The organism is Klebsiella huaxiensis (genome assembly GCF_003261575.2).
Lineage (GTDB): Bacteria > Pseudomonadota > Gammaproteobacteria > Enterobacterales > Enterobacteriaceae > Klebsiella > Klebsiella huaxiensis.
The window spans coordinates 424,682-444,995 of sequence record NZ_CP036175.1; the positions used below are offsets into that span (position 1 = coordinate 424,682).

The 20,314-nt window shown below is 53.7% G+C and carries 19 protein-coding genes; 12 read left to right on the plus strand and 7 right to left on the minus strand.

Features of this window, described 5'->3' with window-relative positions; all coding sequences use genetic code 11:
- Positions 1 to 6: 6 nt before the first annotated feature.
- The gene (livF, locus tag DA718_RS01970; protein WP_110275061.1) at positions 7 to 720 is read left to right on the plus strand and encodes a high-affinity branched-chain amino acid ABC transporter ATP-binding protein LivF; all 714 of its coding nucleotides are present in this window, start codon (positions 7 to 9) and stop codon (positions 718 to 720) included.
- A 44-nt stretch (positions 721 to 764) separates the two neighbouring features.
- On the opposite strand, the gene DA718_RS01975 is transcribed toward livF, so the two are convergent.
- The 4 genes from DA718_RS01975 to DA718_RS01990 all read right to left on the minus strand — a co-directional run bounded on the left by DA718_RS01975 (position 765) and on the right by DA718_RS01990 (position 5,620).
- Positions 765 to 2,360 carry a UxaA family hydrolase gene (locus DA718_RS01975; protein ID WP_112214814.1) on the minus strand — a complete coding sequence of 532 codons (1,596 nt, stop codon included), beginning with the start codon at positions 2,358 to 2,360 and terminating at the stop codon, positions 765 to 767.
- Between the two features lie 34 nt (positions 2,361 to 2,394).
- Positions 2,395 to 3,705: an MFS transporter gene (locus tag DA718_RS01980; protein ID WP_110274909.1), complete on the minus strand. Its 1,311-nt coding sequence runs from the start codon at positions 3,703 to 3,705 to the stop codon at positions 2,395 to 2,397.
- 18 nt (positions 3,706 to 3,723) lie between these two features.
- Positions 3,724 to 4,623 carry a dihydrodipicolinate synthase family protein gene (locus DA718_RS01985; protein ID WP_112214813.1) on the minus strand — a complete coding sequence of 300 codons (900 nt, stop codon included), beginning with the start codon at positions 4,621 to 4,623 and terminating at the stop codon, positions 3,724 to 3,726.
- 229 nt (positions 4,624 to 4,852) lie between these two features.
- Positions 4,853 to 5,620: an IclR family transcriptional regulator gene (locus tag DA718_RS01990; protein ID WP_112214812.1), complete on the minus strand. Its 768-nt coding sequence runs from the start codon at positions 5,618 to 5,620 to the stop codon at positions 4,853 to 4,855.
- A gap of 271 nt (positions 5,621 to 5,891) precedes the next feature.
- On the opposite strand from DA718_RS01990, the gene ugpB reads away from it, so the two are divergent.
- The 5 genes from ugpB to ugpQ all read left to right on the plus strand — a co-directional run bounded on the left by ugpB (position 5,892) and on the right by ugpQ (position 10,843).
- Positions 5,892 to 7,208, plus strand: coding sequence for a sn-glycerol-3-phosphate ABC transporter substrate-binding protein UgpB (ugpB, locus tag DA718_RS01995; RefSeq protein ID WP_110274912.1), 1,317 nt, complete (start codon positions 5,892 to 5,894; stop codon positions 7,206 to 7,208).
- Positions 7,209 to 7,304: 96 nt separating this feature from the next.
- Positions 7,305 to 8,192: a sn-glycerol-3-phosphate ABC transporter permease UgpA gene (ugpA, locus tag DA718_RS02000; RefSeq protein ID WP_112214811.1), complete on the plus strand. Its 888-nt coding sequence runs from the start codon at positions 7,305 to 7,307 to the stop codon at positions 8,190 to 8,192.
- Positions 8,189 to 9,034 (plus strand): sn-glycerol-3-phosphate ABC transporter permease UgpE, encoded by an 846-nt coding sequence (gene ugpE / locus DA718_RS02005; RefSeq protein WP_112214810.1) that lies wholly within the window; start codon positions 8,189 to 8,191, stop codon positions 9,032 to 9,034. Before ugpA ends, ugpE begins: the two co-directional genes overlap by 4 nt.
- Position 9,035: 1 nt before the next feature.
- Positions 9,036 to 10,106, plus strand: coding sequence for a sn-glycerol-3-phosphate import ATP-binding protein UgpC (locus DA718_RS02010; RefSeq protein WP_112214809.1), 1,071 nt, complete (start codon positions 9,036 to 9,038; stop codon positions 10,104 to 10,106).
- Positions 10,103 to 10,843 carry a glycerophosphodiester phosphodiesterase gene (ugpQ, locus tag DA718_RS02015; protein WP_112214808.1) on the plus strand — a complete coding sequence of 247 codons (741 nt, stop codon included), beginning with the start codon at positions 10,103 to 10,105 and terminating at the stop codon, positions 10,841 to 10,843. The genes DA718_RS02010 and ugpQ overlap by 4 nt, the downstream gene beginning before the upstream one ends.
- A 17-nt stretch (positions 10,844 to 10,860) precedes the next feature.
- Here the strand turns inward: ugpQ and DA718_RS02020 are convergent, their stop codons facing one another.
- On the minus strand, positions 10,861 to 11,181 hold the full coding sequence (locus DA718_RS02020) for a DUF2756 family protein (RefSeq protein ID WP_112214807.1): 321 nt from the start codon (positions 11,179 to 11,181) through the stop codon (positions 10,861 to 10,863).
- Positions 11,182 to 11,302: 121 nt separating this feature from the next.
- Between DA718_RS02020 and ggt the strand changes: the two genes are divergently transcribed.
- The gene (ggt, locus tag DA718_RS02025; RefSeq protein WP_112214806.1) at positions 11,303 to 13,045 is read left to right on the plus strand and encodes a gamma-glutamyltransferase; all 1,743 of its coding nucleotides are present in this window, start codon (positions 11,303 to 11,305) and stop codon (positions 13,043 to 13,045) included.
- Positions 13,046 to 13,191: 146 nt separating this feature from the next.
- Here ggt and yhhY read toward each other — a convergent pair whose 3' ends face one another.
- Both yhhY and DA718_RS02035 read right to left on the minus strand, forming a co-directional pair.
- Complete coding sequence (gene yhhY / locus DA718_RS02030) at positions 13,192 to 13,683, minus strand: N-acetyltransferase (protein ID WP_112214805.1); 492 nt, start codon at positions 13,681 to 13,683, stop codon at positions 13,192 to 13,194.
- A gap of 248 nt (positions 13,684 to 13,931) precedes the next feature.
- Entirely contained in the window at positions 13,932 to 14,591 is a 660-nt protein-coding gene (locus tag DA718_RS02035) for a bactofilin family protein (protein ID WP_112214804.1), read from the minus strand.
- Between the two features lie 255 nt (positions 14,592 to 14,846).
- On the opposite strand from DA718_RS02035, the gene DA718_RS02040 reads away from it, so the two are divergent.
- From DA718_RS02040 to gntU, 5 genes are all read left to right on the plus strand, one after another.
- Entirely contained in the window at positions 14,847 to 15,884 is a 1,038-nt protein-coding gene (locus DA718_RS02040; RefSeq protein WP_112214803.1) for an oxidoreductase, read from the plus strand.
- A gap of 121 nt (positions 15,885 to 16,005) precedes the next feature.
- Complete coding sequence (gene yhhW / locus DA718_RS02045) at positions 16,006 to 16,701, plus strand: quercetin 2,3-dioxygenase (protein ID WP_112214802.1); 696 nt, start codon at positions 16,006 to 16,008, stop codon at positions 16,699 to 16,701.
- 224 nt (positions 16,702 to 16,925) lie between these two features.
- Positions 16,926 to 17,921: a gluconate operon transcriptional repressor GntR gene (gene gntR, locus DA718_RS02050; protein WP_110274923.1), complete on the plus strand. Its 996-nt coding sequence runs from the start codon at positions 16,926 to 16,928 to the stop codon at positions 17,919 to 17,921.
- A 181-nt stretch (positions 17,922 to 18,102) separates the two neighbouring features.
- The gene (gene gntK / locus DA718_RS02055) at positions 18,103 to 18,633 is read left to right on the plus strand and encodes a gluconokinase (RefSeq protein WP_110275063.1); all 531 of its coding nucleotides are present in this window, start codon (positions 18,103 to 18,105) and stop codon (positions 18,631 to 18,633) included.
- Positions 18,633 to 19,973, plus strand: a complete 1,341-nt coding sequence (gene gntU / locus DA718_RS02060) for a gluconate transporter (RefSeq protein WP_004854994.1) — start codon at positions 18,633 to 18,635, stop codon at positions 19,971 to 19,973. Before gntK ends, gntU begins: the two co-directional genes overlap by 1 nt.
- Positions 19,974 to 20,314: the final 341 nt, after the last annotated feature.

Genomic DNA, 20,314 nt, shown 5'->3' on the forward strand with positions numbered 1-20,314 from the left:
GATAAGATGGAAAAAGTGATGTTATCTTTTGACAACGTCAGCGCGCACTACGGCAAGATTCAGGCGCTGCATAACGTCAGTCTGCACATTAACCAGGGGGAGATTGTCACCCTGATTGGCGCGAACGGCGCGGGGAAAACCACGCTGCTGGGTACGCTGTGCGGCGATCCGCGCGCTTCCAGTGGGCGCGTTGTTTTCGACGGTAAAGATATTACCGACTGGCAGACGGCGAAGATCATGCGTGAAGCGGTGGCGATTGTGCCGGAAGGACGTCGCGTCTTCTCGCGCATGACGGTAGAAGAGAACCTGGCGATGGGCGGCTTTTTTGCCGAGCGTGACCAGTTTCAGACCCGCATCAAGTGGGTCTACGAGCTGTTTCCGCGCCTGCATGAACGTCGGGTTCAGCGAGCGGGCACTATGTCCGGCGGCGAACAGCAGATGCTGGCGATTGGCCGTGCGTTGATGAGCCAGCCGCGTCTGCTGCTGCTCGATGAGCCCTCGCTGGGACTGGCGCCGATTATCATTCAGCAAATCTTCGACACCATCGAACAGCTGCGCGAACAAGGAATGACAATATTTCTTGTCGAGCAGAACGCTAACCAGGCGCTGAAGCTGGCTGACCGCGGTTACGTGCTGGAAAACGGCCACGTGGTGTTAGAGGATACCGGTGATGCGCTGCTGGCGAACGAAGCGGTACGCAGCGCCTATCTGGGTGGGTAATGAAGTAAAAACGCCCGGCATCTGCCGGGCGTTTTGCTCGATTCCTACAGCTCCAGCGATCGTTTCCACATCATAAAATCATACTGTTCAAGCGCATCCGCTTTTGTCTGCCAGCTCCCGCTGGCGGTGGCGATGATTTTCTCAAACAGGCCATCGGCGATTTCCGCCAGCGGCGTTCCTTCGATAATCGGCCCGCAGTCGTAATCGATAATGTCCGGCATCTTTTTCGCCAGCGTAGAGTTGGTCGAAACTTTGAGAACCGGAACGATAGGGTTACCCGTCGGCGTACCGAGCCCGGTAGAGAAGATAACGACGTTGCATCCTGCTGCAACCAGCCCCGTCACCGCATCGACATCGTTACCCGGCGTACAGACCAGCGAAAGGCCGCTCTCGCCCATCGGTTCGGCGTAGTCGCATACTGCGCTCACCGGCGCTCTACCGCCTTTTTTCGCCGCACCGGCGGATTTGATGGCGTCCGTAATCAGTCCATCGGCAATATTTCCCGGACTGGGATTATCGGCAATGGTGGTGCCGAAGAAGTTAGCCACGTGCTCATAGTTTTTCATCAGCGACAGAAACTTCTCTTTCAGCTCGCGATTCATACAGCGCTGAACGATATCCCCCTCCGCGCCGCACAGCTCCGGGAACTCCGCCAGCCCGGAGGCGCCGCCAAGGGCGACAAGGCGGTCTGATACTTCGCCCATGGCCGGGTTCGCGCTGATCCCTGAGAATCCGTCGGAAGCGCCACATTTCACGCCGATTTTGAGGTGGGAGAGCGGGACGTCCTGACGCTCAGCGACGGGTGCTTCGCGAATTGCGTTATAGGTCTCGGTCAACGCATCCTGCATCATTTTTTCTTCGCTACTCCAGTCCTGCTGTCTGAAGTAGATTACCGGCTTGCTGAACTGTGGGCTACGCTTCGCGAGTGCGGCCTTGAAATCAACAATCCGCGCTTTTTCGCAGCCCAGCGCGAAGACCGTAACGCCGAGAACGTTGGGGTGATCGGAATAAGCGGCAAGGACGTCGCACATCGTCATGCTGTCTGATGTTGCGCCGCCGCAGCCGGAGTTGACGGTAATACAGCGAATACCATCAAGATGCGGGAATGGCAGATGCCGGTTATCGTTTAAAGCACTGGCCGATGTTACCTGTCGGGCGAAATGTTTCAGGCCGTTATTGGCATAGCCGAGGGCGTCGTTTAGCGCATCGGTGACGCGCTGAACGTTGCGGTTTTCGCAGAAAACCAGTGGAATGACCAGCCAGTAGTTTGCCGTGGCGACCCGGCCATCTTCACGGACGATCCCGCGGAAGGTCCGCTGCTGCCAGGCGGAGACATCGGGCTGCTGCCAGTCATAGGGCGCAACATCGTCAAGCGAAACCGGGGCCGCATAATGTTTGATATTGTCGGTGGTGATGGCTTCGCCGCGGGTGATGGGCTGCGTCGCTTTGCCAACCGGAACGCCATATAGCGAAACGATATCGCCGGGCTGGATATCCTGGGTGGCGAATTTGTGTTTGGCTTTGACATCGCTACGCAAAACGTACTCTTCATCGTTCCAGTTAACCCGCTGGTCTTTGCGTAAGTCTTGCAGCGCAACGATCAAGTTGTCAGTAGGGTCAATTTTTAAGATGGTCTGCATTTTATTTATCCTTTTTTATGAGTGCATCAGGACTTTAGTGATGGGTGACCGCGACGCCGTTTGTCGCTTTTCTGCCTGCGAGTGCGGCAATCAGCAGTGCGCAGCAGACGGTGATAAGCGACAGGGCAACCAGTCCCGCCGAATCGTTGCCGAAGAAGGCATCGACCTCAACGCGAATGAGCGGTGCCAGAAAACTACAAAACGCGCCCATCGTGGTACAGAAACCGATACTGGCCGCCAGTGCTGAACCTGACACAATCTGCGCCGGGAAGGTCCAGAAAATAGGTTGTACGGAGAGGAAGCCAATCGCCGAGAGCGAGAGGGCGGCAATGGCCAGCACCGGGCCGGACCAGGCCGAAACAAACAGACCCAGCGCCGCTGCCAGCATACACAGTACCGAAATCAGGATCCGGCGGTTCGGCATTTTGTCTGCCAGACGCGGGATGTAATAAACGCCGACGGCAGAGCAAGCCCACGGAATGGCGGCAACTAACGACTCTTTAAAGCCGAGCGTGGATCCCATTAATGAGGCAACTTGCGAAGGCAGGAAGAACATCAGTCCGTAAACGCTGATTTGGATGGTGCCGTAGATCAGCGCCAGGTGCCAGACTTTAAGGCTTTTCAGCGCGGTACTGACGCTGCTGGTTTCGGTTTGTCGCTGCTCCTGTTGAAGCTGTTCAATCAGCGCTTTTTTCTCTTCTTCGGTCAGGAAGCGCGCTTTGGCTGGCGTATCATCAAGCCAGAACCAGGCAAAGATGCCCATAATGACCGCCGGGATCCCTTCGATAAAGAACATCCAGAACCAGCCGGGCTTGCCGAGAAATCCGTGCATTTCCAAAAGAGCGCCGGAGATTGGCGAACCTAATGTCAGCGCCAGAGGCACGCCGAGCACGAAAATACCGACCACCGATGCGCGAACTTTATTGGGGAAGTAAATCGAGGCCAACAGCAGAATGCCGGGGTAAAAACCGGCCTCGCCTAATCCCAATAAGAAGCGCAGGACAATAAACTGGGTTTCCGTCTGTACCAGGCCAGTAAGAGCAGAGAGCACACCCCACAGCGCGGTGGTGATGCTTAACCATTTTTGCGCGCCAATCTTATTGAGGATCAGGTTGGCGGGAATACCAAACAGCGCATAGGCGGCGAAAAATATCCCTGCGCCCAGGGCAAAGGCGGAGTTGGAGAGCCCAATATCCACCTGCATCGCCTCTTTGGCGAATCCCACATTGACCCTGTCGATAAAGGCGATGAAGTATAAAATAAACATCAGTGGCACCAGGCGCTTCCATGATTTAGTAATCGCGGAATTCAGGACCGGGTTATCGTAAGCTGTGATTGTTTTCATAATACCTCCGCGTTGAGGTCAGGCATTAATTTCAATGCCAGCACGGGAAAGTATCCGCTGAATACTTTCGGTCTGGCAGGTTGAGAGCGTGCTAAAAGGCGACGTGCAGCGATCGGACTGAATAATTCCGCGCAGCTGTAACGCTTTTTTAAATGTGGGAATGAACGGATCGTTAACCGCGTAAATATCCATTAAATCATCCACTTTTTGCTGGAATAGCGAAATCTGGTCCAGATTGTTATCGTTAAATGCCCGCATCCAGTCGCGGAAGATCTCCGGGCAAATATTGGATAACCCGCCGATACATCCATCTCCTCCTGACAAGACGTTATGCGCAAAGTTATTGTCATAACCGGCAAAGACTTCAAAATACGGTAGTTCAGATTTTACCTGGCGAATCACCTGCGATGTATGATTGGTGTCCGGAATAGTGTCTTTAAGACCGACAATGTTTGGGAACTCTCTGGCGAGTCGTAGGCAGACCTCTGGCGAGACGGAATAGCCGGTGCGCTCCGGGAAGTTATAGATGAAGATTTTGGCGGCGGTGCGGCGAGCTATCTGGCTATAAAATGTATAAATTCCCTCATCAGTCAGGCGGAAGTACCAGGGGCTGATAATCATAACGCCATCAAGCCCGCATTCGTCGGCGTAGTTTGCCAGCTCTACGCACTCGTCAATATCCATGCGGCTGGTGCCTGCATAGGCCTTTATATCTTCGCGTGGGAATTCTGCCGCCATTTGAATTATCTGACGGGAGGTTTTCATATCCAGGGAGAAAAACTCACCGGTACTCCCCATGACGACAAATCCCGAGACGCTATTTTTAATGAAATCGTACAGACGGAAATTCCCTTCAGGATCCAGCCTGCCATGTTCATCAAAAACCGTTATTGCTGGGGTGATGTAACGACTTTGCATATTTTTCCTCTTGCTTGTTCGTATATACAAACACTGTTTGTATTTGCGATTTGACATAAGTAAACACGCTATGAATGTGAAGTCAAATGGTGAGAAAGAGGTCTGGGTTATTGACTAAGTCAATGAATTAATGAGGAAATGAGAAGGGAAATCAGGTGCCGCAGCGAGTGATTAAATATCGGTACTGTGTGGGGAATCACAATTCCTGCGGCATTGTTAGGTGAATAAATCAGTAATTTTTGATATCAGGAAGCTTATTCAGCACGCTTTCAATTCGGTCTTTCGCGTCTTTTAACGAACGAATGACCTGCTGCGCTTTTTCATCGGTGGCGCGGAAAGAGGGTAATGAGACGCTGATTGCCGCCAGAATGACGCTTTTCTGCTGCAGGGGCACGGCGAAGCAGATGGTATCGTCGTTGATTTCCCTGTCGTCCATGGCATAACCGTTGGCTTCAACCAGCGCTAGCTGCTGACGAAGCTGAGCCATATCCGTCACGCTGCGAGCAGTGACGGAAGGGAGACCTTGCGGATAGAGTTCCAGGATCTCTTCGTCGCGGTGCTTATGCAGCAGCGCTTTTCCCAACGCGGAGCAGATTGCCGGAAGGCGAGTTCCTACTTTAGATACCAGCTGAACAGTTTGATCGCCCTGAACTTTATCGACGTAGAGCACCCAGGCATCATCCAGAATGCCGAGCTGGCAAACCTCATTGCACTCATTGACCACAGTATGCATTTCACTGTTGATCATTTTAAGCCAGAACTCTTTTTCCACCGTTGAGCTGGCCAGCACCGCGCATGAGATCCCCAGGGTATAAATACCGTTGCGATCGTCGTGACTGATATATTTTCGGTATTGTAATGATTTGAGGATGGGGAAAATGGTTCCCTTTGAAATATCCGTTTTGAGCGACAGCTCGGAGAGCGTCATTCCATCCGCGTTGGCTAATGTTTCCAGAATGAGTAAAACGCGCTCGGTAGGTTTATGAAGCGTCTTCATGTTTTTCCTTGTGACGGTTCGCCGGAGAGTGCTTTTTAACGAACCTTATTTAACTACAGATTCCCTTTTATCTGTAGTCTGGCCAGCCTCTCTTTTTCGCATTGCCATTTCCCTGCCACTTTTTTTTCACCGTTTCATCATGTTTTCGCCAATTTATTGTAATATTTTTGTAATGCAATAGTTATTTTTCTGTCATTCGAGCATGTCATGTTACCCCCGCGAGCATAAAACGCGTGAAATCGCGCATCCGGAACAACAAGAGAGATAACCGATGAAATCGTTACGACATACAGCTTTAGGACTGGCGCTCAGCCTGGCGTTTGCCGGACAAGCCCTGGCGGTAACCACTATTCCGTTCTGGCATTCGATGGAAGGGGAGTTAGGGAAAGAAGTTGATTCACTGGCGCAACGTTTCAACGCGGCCAATCCTGATTACAAAATTGTTCCGGTTTACAAAGGCAACTATGAGCAGAGCCTGAGTGCGGGTATCGCTGCGTTCCGTACCGGCAACGCTCCGGCGCTTTTGCAGGTCTATGAAGTGGGGACCGCGACGATGATGGCTTCCAAAGCCATTAAACCGGTTTACCAGGTATTCAGCGATGCGGGCATCAAGTTTGATGAGACGCAGTTCGTGCCGACCGTTTCCGGTTATTACACCGACTCCAAAACCGGCCATCTGCTCTCCCAGCCGTTTAACAGCTCCACGCCGGTGCTGTACTACAACAAAGATGCCTTCAAAAAAGCCGGTTTAGACCCGGAACAGCCACCGAAAACCTGGCAGGATCTGGCAGCCTATACCGCCAAGCTGAAAGCGGCGGGTATGAAGTGCGGCTATGCCAGCGGCTGGCAGGGCTGGATTCAGATTGAAAACTTCAGCGCCTGGCATGGTCTGCCGGTCGCCACCAAAAACAACGGCTTCGACGGTACCGATGCGGTGCTGGAGTTCAACAAGCCGGAGCAGGTGAAGCATATCGCCATGCTCGAAGAGATGAACAAGAAGGGCGACTTTAGCTATTTTGGGCGTAAAGACGAATCCACCGAGAAGTTCTATAACGGCGACTGCGCCATCACTACTGCTTCCTCCGGCTCCCTGGCGGATATCCGTCAGTACGCTAAGTTCAACTACGGCGTAGGTATGATGCCGTACGACGCTGATGTTAAAGGCGCGCCGCAAAACGCCATTATTGGTGGAGCCAGCCTGTGGGTGATGCAGGGTAAAGACAAAGAAACCTATACCGGTGTTGCTAAATTCCTCGATTTCCTCGCTAAACCGGAAAACGCTGCCGAATGGCATCAGAAAACCGGCTATCTGCCAATTACCACCGCCGCTTACAACCTGACTCGTGAGCAGGGCTTCTATGATAAGAACCCGGGTGCTGATATTGCCACGCGTCAGATGCTGAATAAGCCGCCGTTGCCGTTCACCAAAGGCCTGCGTCTGGGCAACATGCCGCAGATCCGCACCATCGTGGATGAGGAACTGGAAAGCGTATGGACCGGTAAGAAAACGCCGCAACAGGCGCTGGACTCCGCTGTTGAACGCGGTAATCAGCTGCTGCGCCGTTTTGAGCAGTCGACGAAGTCTTAACAAAATGCCCGGTGGCGCTACGCTTACCGGGCCTACAAGACCGTAGGCCGGGTAAGGCGAAGCCGCCACCCGGCGCTGTTCAGGAACCAAACTCTCATGTCATCATCCCGTCCGGTGTTCCGCTCGCGTTGGCTGCCTTATGTACTGGTCGCTCCGCAGCTGATTATCACCGTTATCTTCTTTATCTGGCCTGCGGGCGAAGCGCTGTGGTATTCGCTGCAGAGCGTCGATCCTTTTGGGCTCTCCAGCCAGTTTGTTGGTCTGGATAACTTCCTGATGCTGTTCCGCGATCCGTACTATCTGGATTCTTTCTGGACCACGATTAAGTTCAGCACGATGGTTACTTTTAGCGGCCTGTTGATCTCGCTGTTTTTTGCCGCGCTGGTGGATTACGTCGTGCGCGGTAGCCGTTTCTATCAGACGTTGATGTTGCTGCCCTACGCCGTTGCGCCTGCGGTGGCTGCTGTACTGTGGATCTTTCTGTTCAACCCCGGGCGCGGGCTGATTACCCATTTTCTCGGCGAGTTTGGCTACGACTGGAACCACGCGCAGAACAGCGGTCAGGCGATGTTCCTCGTGGTGTTCGCCTCGGTATGGAAGCAGATTAGTTACAACTTTCTATTCTTCTTCGCCGCGCTGCAATCTATCCCGCGTTCGCTGGTAGAAGCCGCTGCGATTGACGGCGCCGGGCCAGTGCGCCGCTTCTTCAAGCTGGCGCTGCCGCTGATCGCCCCGGTGAGCTTCTTCCTGCTGGTGGTGAACCTGGTGTACGCCTTTTTTGATACCTTCCCGGTTATCGATGCTGCAACCGGCGGTGGGCCGGTACAGGCAACGACAACGCTGATTTATAAAATCTATCGTGAGGGTTTTGCCGGGCTCGACCTTTCCGCTTCCGCTGCGCAGTCGGTAGTGCTGATGTTCCTCGTCATTATTCTGACGGTGGTGCAGTTCCGCTACGTTGAAAGTAAGGTGCGCTACCAATGATTGAGAACCGTCGCGGGCTGACGATTTTCAGCCACACCATGTTGATTTTAGGCATCGCGGTCATTTTGTTTCCGCTGTATGTCGCCTTTGTTGCGGCGACGCTGGATAGCAAAGCGGTCTTTGAAACGCCGATGACCTTGATTCCTGGCGGGCATTTGCTCGACAACATGAAAACCATCTGGGTAAACGGCGTAGGAGCCAACAGCGCGCCGTTCTGGCTGATGATGCTCAACAGCTTCATTATGGCCTTCGGCATCACGGTGGGCAAAATCGCGGTATCAATGCTCTCCGCTTTCGCCATCGTCTGGTTCCGCTTTCCGCTGCGTAACCTGTTCTTCTGGATGATTTTCATCACCCTGATGCTGCCGGTGGAAGTGCGTATTTTCCCGACCGTGGAAGTCATCGCCAACCTGAAAATGCTCGACAGCTACGCCGGGCTAACGCTGCCGTTGATGGCTTCGGCCACCGCCACCTTCCTGTTCCGCCAGTTCTTTATGACGCTGCCGGACGAGCTGATTGAGGCCGCGCGCATCGACGGCGCGTCACCGATGCGCTTCTTTCGCGATATCGTGCTGCCGTTGTCGAAAACCAATCTGGCGGCGCTGTTTGTCATCACCTTTATCTACGGCTGGAACCAGTATCTGTGGCCGCTGCTGATTATTCAGGATGTGAATCTTGGCACTGCCGTCGCCGGCATTAAAGGCATGATCGCCACCGGTGAAGGCACTACGCAGTGGAACCAGGTGATGGCGGCGATGCTGCTCACGCTGATTCCCCCGGTTGTCATCGTTTTAGCCATGCAGCGCGCGTTTGTGCGTGGCCTGGTCGATAGTGAGAAATAAAATGGCTGGTTTAAAACTACAGGCAGTAACGAAAAGCTGGGATGGCAAAACCCAGGTCATTCAACCGTTAACGCTGGACGTGGCGGACGGAGAATTTATCGTGATGGTCGGCCCCTCGGGCTGCGGTAAATCGACCCTGCTGCGCATGGTTGCCGGTCTGGAACGGGTGACCAGCGGCGATATCTGGATTGACCGCAAGCGCGTCACCGAAATGGAACCGAAAGACCGCGGCATCGCAATGGTGTTCCAGAACTATGCCCTCTACCCGCATATGAGCGTGGAAGAGAATATGGCGTGGGGCCTGAAAATTCGCGGTATGGGCAAGGGATTAATTGCCGAGCGCGTGCAGGAGGCGGCGCGTATTCTTGAACTGGATGGCCTGCTCAAGCGTCGCCCGCGCGAACTCTCTGGTGGCCAGCGCCAGCGCGTGGCGATGGGGCGAGCCATCGTTCGTGACCCGGCGGTATTCCTGTTTGATGAGCCGCTCTCCAACCTCGACGCCAAACTGCGCGTGCAGATGCGCCTTGAGCTGCAACAATTGCATCGCCGTCTGAAAACCACCTCGTTGTACGTGACCCACGATCAGGTGGAGGCGATGACCCTCGCGCAGCGGGTCATGGTGATGAATAAAGGCATCGCCGAGCAGATAGGTACGCCGGTTGAAGTCTACGAAAAGCCGGCAAGCCGCTTTGTGGCAAGCTTTATCGGTAGCCCGGCAATGAACCTACTGGAAGGTCGGGTCAGCGATGATGGTAGCCGCTTCGAGCTTGAGGGCGGGATGCTTTTGCCCATCAACAGCGAGCATCGCCGCTATGCCGGGCGTAAGATGACGCTGGGTATCCGTCCGGAACATTTTGCATTAAGCTCCGAGGCGGAAGGTGGCGTACCGCTGATGATGGATACGCTGGAAATTTTAGGTGCCGATAACCTTGCCCACGGGCGCTGGAGCGAACAAAAGCTGGTGGTTCGGCTACCGCACCAGTTACGCCCGCAGGCTGGCAGCACGCTGTGGCTGCATCTGCCGCAGAATCATCTGCACTTCTTTGATAGTGAAACAGGACAACGCGCATGAGTCACTGGCCTTATCCCCACATTGTTGCCCATCGCGGCGGCGGTAAACTGGCTCCGGAAAATACCCTTGCGGCCATCGATACCGGCGCTCGTTATGGTCATACGATGATTGAGTTTGACGCTAAGTTATCGAAAGACGGGCAGATTTTCTTACTGCATGATGACAACCTCGAACGAACCAGTAACGGCTGGGGCGTGGCGGGCGAGCTGGCGTGGAACGATCTGCTAAAAGTGGATGCCGGAAGCTGGTACAGCGGCGAGTTCAAAGGCGAACCGCTGCCGCTGCTGACCGAAGTTGCTGACCGCTGTCGCCTGCACGGCATGATGGCGAATATCGAAATTAAACCGACGACGGGCACCGGCCCGTTGACCGGTAAAGTCGTCGCGCTGGCGGCCCGCGAACTGTGGCAGGGGATGACCCAGCCGCTGCTTTCGTCGTTTGAAATCGATGCACTGGAAGCGGCACAGGAAGCAGCGCCTGAACTGCCGCGCGGGCTGCTGCTGGATGAATGGCGGGACGATTGGCGCGAACTGACCACGCGTCTGGGCTGCGTCTCAATCCACCTTAATCATAGACTGTTGGATGACGCGCGCGTGGCGAGCCTGAAGGATGCGGGCCTGCACATCCTCGTGTATACCGTTAACAAACCCCAGCGCGCCGCCGAGCTGCTGCGTTGGGGCGTGGATTGCATCTGCACCGATGCAATTGACGTTATCGGCCCCAACTTCCCGGCATAATCTATGACAGACGGCGCTTACGGGGCCGTCTGTCGCTGCAACATCCCACCATTATTGTTCGGCAGAGGCTGCTGACGATTCAGGTTGTTATTCTGCTGTACCCGCTGCTGATTGTTATTTAACTGCGTTTGTAAATGCTGTTGCTGAGTGCGCGACTGGCTCTGAATATCCTGTTTCAGCTTGTTTTGCTGCTGCATCTGCTGGTTCTGCATCTGGTTTTGCATCCGCTGCTGGCTGGGTACCACGTATCCCGGCTGGTTGGGATTGTTATCGACGTTGAGCGGTTGTGCTAAAGCGCTTAGCGGCAGCAGCGCCGCCAGAAATACGATGACTTTCATTGTTCTCTCCTCCACGTGAGTGGCATGCGTTAAGTTTACCCCCATTCCGGCACAACAATGATTTTTTAAGACTTATCATCCAGGATTATGTGTAAATAAAAACATATTCAGGAGTATGACAATGATAAAAACAACGCGCTGGCGTCAGGTGGTCATCGCTGCTTTGCTGGCGGGCGGCAGTTTTACCGTCGCGGCAAATCCCGCTCCGCCTCCGGTTTCTTATGGTGTAGAGGAAGATGTTTTTCACCCGGTTCGTGCGCAGCAGGGGATGGTGGCCTCGGTGGATGCGCTGGCAACGAAGGTCGGTGTGGATATTCTGCGTCAGGGCGGTAACGCCGTGGATGCCGCCGTAGCGGTGGGCTATGCGCTGGCGGTCACGCACCCGCAGGCCGGTAATATCGGCGGTGGTGGATTTATGATGCTGCGCACTAAAGACGGTAATACGACGGCGATCGACTTTCGCGAAATGGCTCCGGAGCAGGCCACCCGCGATATGTTCCTCGACGACCAGGGCAACCCGGACAGCAAAAAATCGCTGACTTCACACCTGGCTTCCGGCACGCCGGGCACCGTTGCCGGTTTCTCCCTCGCGCTGGATAAATACGGTACGATGCCGCTGAACAAGGTCATTCGCCCGGCGATTAAGCTGGCAGAAGAAGGCTTCACGGTAAACGATGCGCTGGCCGATGATCTGAAAACTTACGGTAGCGAAGTGATCCCCGGTCACGCCAATAGCCGGGCCATCTTCTGGAAAAACGGCGAGCCGCTGAAAAAGGGCGATAAGCTGGTGCAAAAACAGCTAGGTAAAAGCCTGGAACTGATTGCCGAGCTGGGTCCGGATGCTTTCTACAAGGGCGCGATTGCTGACCAGATTGCCGGAGAAATGAAGAATAACGGCGGGCTTATCACCAAAGCGGATCTGGCAAATTACAAAGCGGTCGAGCGCACGCCAGTTAGCGGCGAATACCGTGGCTATCAGGTCTTCTCAATGCCGCCGCCTTCCTCCGGGGGCATTCATATCGTACAGATCCTCAATATTCTGGAAAACTTCGATATGCATAAGTACGGCTTTGGTAGCGCCGACGCCATGCAGGTGATGGCGGAAGCGGAAAAACACGCCTATGCCGATCGCTCGGAATACCTTGGTGACCCGGACTTCGTCAAAGTACCGTGGCAGGCGCTGACCAGCAAAGCGTACGCCAAATCGATTGCTGAACAGATTGATATTAATAAAGCGAAACCGTCGAGCCAGATTCGCCCCGGCAAGCTGGCGCCGTATGAAAGCAATCAGACCACCCATTTCTCGGTGGTGGATAAAGACGGTAACGCCGTTGCGGTCACCTATACGCTGAACACGACCTTTGGCACCGGTATTGTGGCGGGGAACTCTGGCATCCTGCTGAATAACCAGATGGATGATTTCTCTGCGAAACCCGGCGTGCCGAACGTCTACGGGCTGGTGGGGGGCGATGCTAACGCCGTCGAGGCGAAAAAACGCCCGCTGTCGTCGATGTCGCCGACTATTGTGGTGAAAGATGGCAAAACCTGGCTGGTGACCGGGAGTCCTGGCGGCAGCCGCATCATTACCACCGTGCTGCAAATGGTGGTCAATACCATCGACTTCGGCATGAACGTCGCGGAAGCCACTAATGCCCCGCGTTTCCATCATCAATGGTTGCCGGATGAACTGCGAGTGGAGAAGGGGTTTAGCCCGGATACGCTGAGGCTGCTGGAGGGCAAAGGGCAGAAAGTGGCGGTGAAAGAGGCGATGGGCAGCACCCAGAGTATTATGGTTGGCCCGGATGGTACGCTGTACGGCGCATCCGATCCGCGTTCGCCGGATGATTTAACGGCAGGGTATTAGTTTTACCCTCATCCCGGCCCTCTCCCTTCCTGGGAGAGGGGGAACGCGGGGCCTGTGCGCAATCTTAGCTATGGTGCATTGTGGGGGAGGGGGAAGCAGGGCTGTGTGCTAGCTCGAAACGGTCCCCTCTCCTTTTAGGGTGAGGGTCACCCCTTTAATCGCGCCATAAAGTACGCATCCACATACTCGCCGTTGCGTAGGGCGTATCTCTTGCCGGTTCCTTCCACAATAAAGCCAAATTTGCGATAAAGCGCCATAGCGGATGGATTATCTGTAAATACGGTTAACTCAATGCGTTCGACGCGTAGCCAGTTATCACACAGATTAATCATTTCACGCATCAGCGCGCTGCCAACGCCGCGACCGTGTGCCTGCGACGCAACGCTAACGCCGAAGGTCGCCACGTGGCTGCGACGAGGATTAGGCTCGACGCTCAGCTTGAGGTGTCCGACAACCTGTTCGTCGATGGTGGCGACCAGATGACGGCTACCGGGTTTCGGAAGCAGGCGCTCCTGCCACATTTCCATAGAAGGATGAGGTAGCTGTAACGTGTCGTGATAGACCTCCGGATACGAAGTCAGCTGGCGTAAAGGTTCAGCATCGCGTGGCTCGGCATGGCGTATCACTATGTCACTCATTCTTCATTTCCTTAGTTGGCTAAAAGTCCCTTTAAACATCACTGACTTTAAAAAATGCGTCAACGACTATTTTTTGCAAAAAAGGGTAGACAAGTGCGAATGAGAATGATTATTATTGTCCTGCATTCAGGGAGACCCTTGCGGAAAGCCTGAAAGCACGACATTGCTCACATTGCTTCCAGTATTACTTTAGCCAGCCGGGTGCTGGCTTTTTTTTACACTTTTTTCAGCTCACTCCCGGAAGAGGGCTACTGTGCAACCTCTGCGCTTTGCATCTCAACTTTGTCTTTGATTTCCACAGTAGTATCAGCGTTAAACCCCACGACATTGCTCTTTTCTGCCACTGGTGGTAGCACTTCCGCCTGGCCGGAAAATACGCCGCCTTTTTTGATAGCCAGCGTGCGGTAGGCTAACGTGCCGGTGATTTTGCCGTTCTTGTCGATTTCGATGGTGTCGCTGTTGCACTGACCGATGACGCCGCCGTCAATAATCAGCTCTCGACAGAGGATATTCCCCTCAACCAGGCCACCGGTCATAATCTTAATTTGGCTGTCTTTAGCGTCGATATTGCCATTTACGGTACCGTAAATATCAACATCTCCTTCTGCAATGATATTTCCTTCAAAGCGGATGCCGCTGGCGATAATCGTGGCGGCAGGCTTTTTTATCACGGTTTGCGGGGGAGGAGTGACGGGGGCTGGCGTACTTACAGCTGGTGGCGTAGCTTCAGTATTTTTATTCTTTTTAAACATATGGTTAACCCGATGGTATTGAAAATGAAAAACGAAGGATGACAGGGAGAAAGAACCTGATAGTAAGGCTATGTACGTAGACTCAAAGCACCAGGCCATCAGGCCAAGCAGCCAGAAGAGAAGGGCGCTGTTTAAGGCGATATACTTGCTTTCCATGAGAATGAGATGGCTACTCCTTTAGTCATCGTATTTGGGAAAGGGTGAGCGCGAGTGGCGTCATGCCCGCGAACGTTCTGGATAAAAAATGTTCTTTTCCCGAGAATTCCTCTTATCCGTAATTTAATCTGTGGGGTCAATGAATTTGAACGATAAATTTAACATTTAAGAATTTGCTACTTTAATTGAAGGGGTTAAGTTCGCAGCCGGCTTGCGCTATGGTTAATAGCAGAGACCTTAACTAAGGACAGCGTTATGACTTTGCACTGCGCATTTATTGGATTTGGCAAAAGCACCACCCGCTACCATCTTCCCTATGTACTGCACCGTAAAGACCGCTGGCATGTGGCGCATATCTTCCGCCGCAGCGCAAAGCCGGAAGAGCAGGCGCCACAGTATTCGCATATTCACTTCACGAGTGACCTTGACGAAGTGCTCAACGACCCGCAGGTGAAACTGGTGATCGTCTGTACCCATGCGGACAGCCACTTTGAGTATGCGAAACGGGCGCTGGAGGCGGGCAAAAACGTGCTGGTCGAAAAGCCTTTCACCCCAACACTGGACGAGGCGAAAGCGCTATTTGCGCTGGCGAAAAGCAAAGGGTTGACGGTCACGCCTTACCAGAATCGCCGCTTTGACTCCTGCTTCCTGACCACCAAAAAGGTTATCGAGAGTGGAAAACTCGGTGAAATTGTCGAGATTGAAAGCCACTTCGACAACTATCGCCCGGTGGACGGCGGTAAGCCTGGATTACCGCAGGACGGTGCGTTCTATGGCCTGGGCGTCCATACCATGGACCAAATTATCTCCCTGTTTGGCCGCCCGGATCATGTCTCTTACGACATTCGTAGCCTGCGCAACAAAGCCAATCCGGATGATACTTTTGAGGCTCAGTTGTTCTACGGCAATCTGAAAGCGATTGTTAAAACCAGCCATCTGGTGAAGCTGGCCTATCCAAAGTTCATTGTTCATGGGTATAAAGGCTCGTTTATTAAATACGGTATCGACCAGCAGGAAACCAGCCTGAAGGCCAATATCACGCCGGGCGAGCCGGGATTCGGCGCGGACGATACGTTCGGTCTGCTGGAGTACGTCAACGAGGCGGGTGAGACCGTGCGGGAAGAGATCCCGGTTGAAATCGGCGACTATGGCCGCGTCTATGATTCGCTGTATGACACAATCGTTAACGGCCAGCCAAATTTCGTCAAGGAATCTGAAGCTCTCACCAATATGGAGATCCTTGAACGCGGCTTCGAACAGCCATCTCCTGCCACCATAACCCTCGCCAGATAAGCCACAATGGCTCCTCTGTACTCGTTCATATTTTTTGAACAGAGGAGTCAATTTTCACCCTCTATGATCGTTCGGGGATTGGGTCCACACTTACTCCATCGAAAACATACGGGGGTGCAACATGATCTTTTTACGCAAAGCTAACGAACGCGGTCACGCTAACCACGGCTGGCTGGATTCCTGGCATACTTTCTCTTTCGCTAACTATTACGACCCGAACTTTATGGGCTTCTCGGCGCTGCGGGTTATCAATGATGACGTGATTGACGCAGGCCAGGGCTTCGGTACCCATCCGCACAAAGATATGGAAATCCTGACCTATGTGCTGGAAGGCGCGGTTGAGCACCAGGACAGCATGGGTAACAAAGAGCAGGTTCCGGCGGGTGAGTTCCAGATTATGAGCGCAGGTACCGGGATCCGTCACTCTGAGTACAACCCGAGCGACACGGAAAAACTGCATCTGTACCAGATCTGGATTATGCCGGAAAAAAATGGCATCACCCCGCGCTACGAGCAGCGCCGCTTTGACGCCGCGCAGGGCAAGCAACTGGTGTTGTCACCGGATGCACGTGATGGCTCGCTGAAAGTGTTTCAGGATATGGAGCTGTACCGCTGGGCGCTGCTGAAAGATGAGCAGTCGGTGCATCAGATTGCCGCCGAACGTCGCGTATGGATCCAGGTGGTAAAAGGTGAAGTCACCATCAATGGCACCAAAGCGACTACCAGCGATGGTCTGGCGATTTGGGATGAGCAGGCGATTTCCGTACACGCCGATAGCGATAGCGAGATACTGCTGTTCGATCTGCCGCCGGTATGATACGCGTCATCCTTCAAGCCGCATTTTTGTTGGCTCTCCTCACTCACCCCGGGTGCGTACCCCTTGTACGCTTCCGGGGATTCATTGCGTTGCCGCCTCAATGCAACTTGAATGATTTTGCGTACCAACTCTAAATAAATCTGTCAGCCCTCTTTTCTCCGGGAAGGTTGCGCTTTGTCCGTGATAAACTGGGAAAATGTTTCCCATTTATCACAGTCAGGACGATGAAAAAGAAAAGACCCGTACTTCAGGATGTAGCCGATCTTGTCGGCGTGACCAAAATGACGGTCAGTCGCTATCTACGTAACCCGGAACAGGTTTCCGAGGCGCTGCGTGGCAAGATAGCCGTTGCTCTCGATGAACTGGGTTATATTCCAAATCGCGCCCCTGACATCCTCTCTAATGCCACCAGTCGCGCTATTGGCGTCCTGCTGCCCTCGTTAACTAACCAGGTCTTTTCGGAAGTGTTGCGTGGTATTGAAAGCGTTACTGACGCTTTTGGTTATCAGACCATGCTAGCGCACTACGGCTATAAGCCGGAAATGGAAGAAAAACGCCTGGAATCGATGCTCTCCTGGAACATCGATGGCCTGATCCTCACCGAACGTAGCCATACGCCGCGCACGCTGAAAATGATTGAAGTGGCCGGGATCCCGGTTGTCGAACTGATGGACAGCCAGTCGCCGTGCCTCGATATTGCCGTCGGCTTTGATAACTTCGAAGCGGCCCGGCAGATGACCGCCGCGATCATCAATCACGGGCACCGCCACGTTGCCTATCTTGGCGCACGTCTCGACGAACGTACTATCATCAAACAGAAGGGGTATGAGCAGGCGATGCTTGATGCCGGGATGATGCCCTACAGCGTGATGGTCGAGCAGTCTTCCTCTTTTTCATCGGGAATTGAGCTGATGCGCCAGGCGCGTCGCGAATATCCGCAGCTTGACGGTATCTTCTGCACCAACGACGACCTGGCGGTTGGCGCGGCGTTCGAGTGTCAGCGCCTGGGACTGAAAATCCCTGATGATATGGCGATTGCCGGTTTCCACGGTCATGATATCGGCCAGGTGATGGAGCCGCGTCTGGCCAGCGTTCTCACGCCGCGTGAGCGTATGGGGCGTATTGGCGCTGAACGTCTGCTGGCACGCATTCGCGGTGAAGTAGTGACGCCTAAGATGTTAGATTTAGGTTTCACATTGTCACCGGGTGGATCTATTTAAACTGACAAATTTGAAGTAGATCACACATATTCACATCTGGCACGAATGGTTATTGCTTCTCCACAACTCCGGCATGACAATGTTACCGATAACAGTTACCCGTAACAATTAATCTGTACGCGAGCATTTCATGCCTTTTAAAGCTGCCAGGCTGCGCGTATATGTCCAGTGGGAGGAAGCTTTGAGCACGACTAACCATGATCACCACATCTATGTCCTGATGGGCGTTTCCGGCAGCGGTAAATCCGCTGTCGCCAGCGAAGTGGCGCATCAACTGCACGCCGCGTTTCTCGACGGCGACTTTCTGCATCCGCGCAGCAACATCAACAAGATGGCTTCGGGCGAACCGTTAAACGATGACGACCGCACTCCGTGGCTGCAGGCGTTGAACGATGCCGCATTCGCCATGCAGCGTACCAACAAAGTGTCGCTGATTGTCTGTTCTGCGCTGAAAAAGAGCTACCGCGACATCCTGCGTAAAGGTAACCCGAACCTCTCCTTTATCTACCTGAAAGGCGATTTCGAGGTTATTGAAAAACGCCTGAAGGCGCGCAAAGGCCACTTTTTTAAAACCCAGATGCTGGTGACGCAGTTTGAAACGCTGCAAGAACCGGGTACAGAAGAAAGCGATGTTTTAATCGTAGATATCGACCAGTCATTGGAAGGCGTGGTCGCCAGCACCATTGAGGTGATCAACAAAGGCAGTAACTAGTGAGTACATTAACGCTTGTTTTAACAGCAGTCGGCTCCGTTTTGCTGCTGCTGTTTTTAGTCATGAAGGCGCGTATGCATGCCTTCGTGGCTTTGATGGTGGTTTCTATTGGAGCAGGTCTTTTTTCCGGAATGCCGTTGGATAAAATCGCGGCGACGATGGAAAAAGGCATGGGCGGCACGCTGGGCTTTCTGGCCATTGTCGTCGCGTTAGGGGCAATGTTTGGTAAGATCCTGCATGAAACCGGTGCGGTCGACCAGATTGCTGTCAAGATGCTGAAATCTTTCGGTCACAGCCGCGCCCATTATGCGATTGGCCTGGCCGGGCTTATCTGCGCACTGCCGCTGTTTTTTGAAGTCGCGATTGTCCTGTTGATTAGCGTGGCCTTCTCGATGGCGCGCCATACCGGCACCAACCTTGTGAAACTTGTTATCCCGCTGTTTGCTGGGGTAGCCGCTGCGGCTGCTTTCCTGCTGCCGGGACCTGCGCCGATGCTGTTGGCATCGCAGATGCACGCCGACTTTGGCTGGATGATCCTGATTGGCCTGTGCGCGGCAATTCCGGGGATGATTATTGCCGGGCCGCTGTGGGGCAATTTCATCAGCCGCTACGTTGAGCTGCACATCCCTGATGATATTAGCGAGCCGCACCTTGGTGAAGGCAAAATGCCGTCATTCGGCTTTAGTCTGTCGCTGATTCTGCTGCCGTTAGTGCTGGTTGGCCTGAAAACTATCGCCGCACGCTTTGTGCCGGAAGGTTCCACGGCCTACGAATGGTTTGAGTTTATCGGCCATCCGTTTACCGCGATTCTGGTTGCCTGCCTGGTGGCTATCTATGGCCTGGCGGTACGTCAGGGGATGGCGAAAGACCGCGTCATGGAGATTTGTGGTCATGCACTCCAGCCTGCGGGGATTATCCTGCTGGTGATTGGCGCGGGCGGCGTGTTCAAACAGGTACTGGTTGACTCCGGCGTGGGGCCGGCGCTCGGTGAAGCGCTGACTGGCATGGGCCTGCCGATTGCGATCACCTGTTTCGTGCTGGCGGCGGCGGTGCGTATTATCCAGGGTTCTGCAACCGTTGCCTGCCTGACGGCCGTTGGTCTGGTGATGCCGGTTATTGAACAGCTGCACTACAGCGGCGCGCAGATGGCGGCACTCTCTATCTGTATCGCCGGGGGGTCCATCGTGGTCAGCCATGTCAACGACGCGGGCTTCTGGCTGTTCGGGAAGTTTACCGGCGCAACCGAAGCGCAAACGCTGAAGACCTGGACGATGATGGAGACTATCCTCGGCACCGTTGGTGCAATTGTCGGTATGATTGCGTTTACGCTGTTGAGTTAAATGTAAGAAATATGACCCGGCTGAGCAAAGCGATGCCGGGTCATATTTCCCCACCAAACTTTTTTACTCGAAATCCTTCGTTTTACCCCCTACCTAAATCTCTATCATGAGAAATACGACGAATGTCACAGATATCATCAACCCGCGTCAGCACTGGGTTTGTCGGGTTTTGTCAGGAAGATTAAAACAGCCGAATTTCTGCTGAAATCCATAATCAGGATCAATAAAATAGCGGCGGAAAATATTCCCTTCACAATATAAATTCCCTGATAATCATTAGGGTATTCCGGGGTGCCAATGACGGCTGCCGCAATGCAGAATTAGTTGCGTTACTGATTGTC